This window comes from Robiginitalea sp. (genome assembly GCF_049588695.1).
Classification (GTDB): domain Bacteria; phylum Bacteroidota; class Bacteroidia; order Flavobacteriales; family Flavobacteriaceae; genus Robiginitalea.
Genome location: NZ_JBAVZJ010000052.1, coordinates 1 through 3,169 on the forward strand (window position 1 = coordinate 1; position 3,169 = coordinate 3,169).

The window sequence follows — 3,169 nt, forward strand, 5'->3', positions numbered from 1 at the left end:
CCTTAACCGGAACCGTCCTGGACAGAGACACGGGAAACCCACTGGAATACGCCACGGTCGTACTCCAAAACGCCAATGATCCGTCCAAAATTACCGGTGGAATGACCGATTTGGAGGGTAAATTCTCAATTGACGCCCCCGGGGGTCTCTACAACATCCGGGTTGAATATATTTCCTATGAAAACTATTCGCTGGAAAATCAGCGCCTGGAAAGCTCCCGTGATCTCGGAGTCATACGGATAGCTGTAAATGCTACCGAGCTCGAGGCAGTGGAGGTAGTTGGTGAAAAGACTACGGTTGAAGTCCGGCTGGACAAAAAAATCTACAATATCGGGAAAGATATCACCACCAGTGGGGGAACCGTAACAGATGCCCTGAATAATGTGCCTTCGGTGGCGGTTGATGTGGAGGGAAATATAAGCCTCAGGGGAAACGACAACGTGCGGATCCTGATCAATGGGAGGCCTTCGGCCCTTGCAGGTTTTGGCTCAACTGATGCCTTGCAGCAACTGCCTGCGGATGCGATCGAAAAGGTAGAGGTGATTACCAGTCCTTCTGCCAGGTATGACGCTGAAGGTACAGCGGGTATCCTCAACATTATCCTCAAAAGGGAAAAGACCCTTGGATTCAATGGTTCCGTAAACTCCTTCCTGGGGTATCCCACGACCAGTGGAATTACATCCAATGTCAACCTGAGGTCCGACAAAGTGAATATTTTTAATACCACCGGTATTCGTTACAGAAATTCACCGGGAAATGGATTCTTTGACAACACCTATACCTCGGGTTCCTTTGACCGGATTATCGAAGACCGTGAAATCGATCGTAAAGACCGGAGTTTTAATACGAATATCGGCCTGGAGTATTTTATCAATCAAAACTCCAGCATTACCGGTAGTTTTTTCTGGAGGTATTCAAAAGACGAAGATGTCACGGAAAACGAAACAGAGCGATATGTTTTAGAAGACATTCAGAGCCTTACCTTCCGGCAGCAGGACGAGACAGAAAGAGACAATAGTTACCAGGCTTCGATAAACTACCGAAACAAATTTGACGATGAAGGCCACCTGCTTACGGCCGATGTTCAGTATTCGATAGACAGTGAAGACCAGGAGGCCGTAATCGAGGAAAGACTCACCTTTCCGAATGACGACCTCTTGGCCCTTGAAAATGTCTTGCAGGCTGAAGACCAAACAGAATGGCTGATCCAGGCAGATTATGTCCGGCCAAATGAAGATGCCCAGTTCGAGGCGGGGTTCCGTTCCAAAATAGAGGAAACCATTACAGATTACCAGTTGGATTCTCTGGATCAGGCGTCTGGAGAATTTGTAGTTAACAAGGCCCTGACAAATATATTCACCTATAATGAAAACGTTCATGCCGTCTATTCCCAATACGGGGATAAATTCGGTAAGTTTTCCTATCTGGCCGGATTGCGTCTGGAGTACACTCAACTGAAAGGCCAGGTGGATTCCGAATTTGATCTTTCAGACCTTGAAGAATTTCTCGGGGAAGATGTGGACTTCAATTTTAATAAAGAATACCTTGGTTTGTTCCCCACAGTTAACCTTATTTATGAGTTCACAGATACCCAGAGTGTGACCCTGGGCTATAGCCGTCGCATCAACCGACCCAGGGGATGGTTCATCAACCCATTTCCCTCCCGGAGTAGCCGGACCAATGTCTTTCAGGGGAATCCGGACCTGGACCCCGCCTTCTCCAATACCTATGACCTCGGGTACCTGAAACGATGGAGTGAGTTGACCCTGACATCATCTGTTTACTACCAACGTGAGACCGGATCCTTTCATCGGATACAGGAACCAACAGGGATAACAACCCCGGATGGAATTGAAATCATCCGGACCATACCTATTAACCTCGCCACAAATCAACGCTATGGGGCAGAAGCAGGAATTCTTTACAACCCCACCAGGTGGCTCAGGATCAACAGCAGTTTTAACTTTTTCCGGTTTGTGACCGAAGGAGAGTTCAACGGGGTTGACTACGGGGCGGAGAATACGAGCTGGTTCGGGCGCTTTAGTTCCAAGGTAACCCTGCCCGGCAATGTGGACTGGCAGACCAACATGTTCTACAGAGGCCCTTCTAATAATGCGCAAACGGAGTTCAAAGGGATTTTTTCCCTGAATCTGGCATTCAGTAAGGATATTATGGATGGAAACGGCACGGTGTTGCTCAATGTTCAGGATTTCTTTAATTCCAGAAAGCGGAGGTCGTTTACCGAAACGGATTTCTTTACGTCGGACAGCGAATTCCAGTGGCGCGTGCGGTCGGTGAGGCTTTCATTTGTATACCGCTTCAACCAGTCTAAAGAGCGCAATGGCCGTGGGAGGGGTGGCGATGATTATGAAGAAGAAGGCGGATTTAGCGGGGGCAGCTAAAAAAGCAACATGCCATAAAAAGATAAAAGCGGGGAATCCCCGCTTTTTTTATGCTTCTCTTTCTGCTTTTTTCGCTTCCCTCCGCTCTTTCCAGAGTTCCAGGAGGTTTCCTCCCAGCCAATAAGGGACTACAAATAGCAGCAGGAACATCATAAGCCAGAAACCGATGGTCAGGATGGTTAAAAAGGCTAAAAATCCGAGGTATTGATCAAATTCAAACATGCAAACCGCTTTTGAGTCACAAAGATAGCGGGTTTTTATAAAATCCTCCTACTCCTGAAAAAAAAATATAGAACCCAATACCTGAATTTGCCCTGCAGGGTCGGGAATATGTACCTTTGTGTAAAATCGTTTTTTATGGAATTCCGGATCGAAAAAGACACCATGGGCGAGGTAAAAGTTCCCGCCGACAAGTATTGGGGCGCCCAGACAGAGCGTTCCCGCAATAATTTTAAAATTGGGGCACCTGCCTCAATGCCCAAAGAGATCATTTACGGATTTGCTTACCTGAAGAAGGCCGCTGCGTATGCGAATTGTGAATTGGGTGTACTTCCCGAAGCCAAACGGGACCTCATCAGCAGGGTTTGCGATGAGATTCTTGAAGGGACCCACGACGATCAGTTTCCGCTCGTCATTTGGCAAACCGGATCGGGGACGCAGAGCAATATGAACGTCAATGAAGTCATCGCCAACCGGGCACATGAACTGGCGGGGAAGACAATTGGGGAAGGTGAAAAAACGCTGCAACCCAATGATGACGTAAATAA

3 protein-coding genes are annotated in these 3,169 nt (G+C 47.6%); 2 read left to right on the top strand and 1 reads right to left on the bottom strand.

Annotated elements, in window-relative coordinates:
- Positions 1-2,402, top strand: a 2,402-nt coding sequence (locus WBV75_RS01005) for a TonB-dependent receptor domain-containing protein (RefSeq protein ID WP_424118801.1), incomplete at its 5' end; no start/stop codon positions are given.
- Positions 2,403-2,450: 48 nt separating this feature from the next.
- Here WBV75_RS01005 and WBV75_RS01010 read toward each other — a convergent pair.
- Entirely contained in the window at positions 2,451-2,624 is a 174-nt protein-coding gene (locus WBV75_RS01010) for a hypothetical protein (RefSeq protein WP_424118802.1), read from the bottom strand.
- Positions 2,625-2,759: 135 nt separating this feature from the next.
- Between WBV75_RS01010 and WBV75_RS01015 the strand changes: the two genes are divergently transcribed.
- The coding region (locus WBV75_RS01015) for a lyase family protein (RefSeq protein ID WP_424118803.1) at positions 2,760-3,169 on the top strand (410 nt) is incomplete at its 3' end.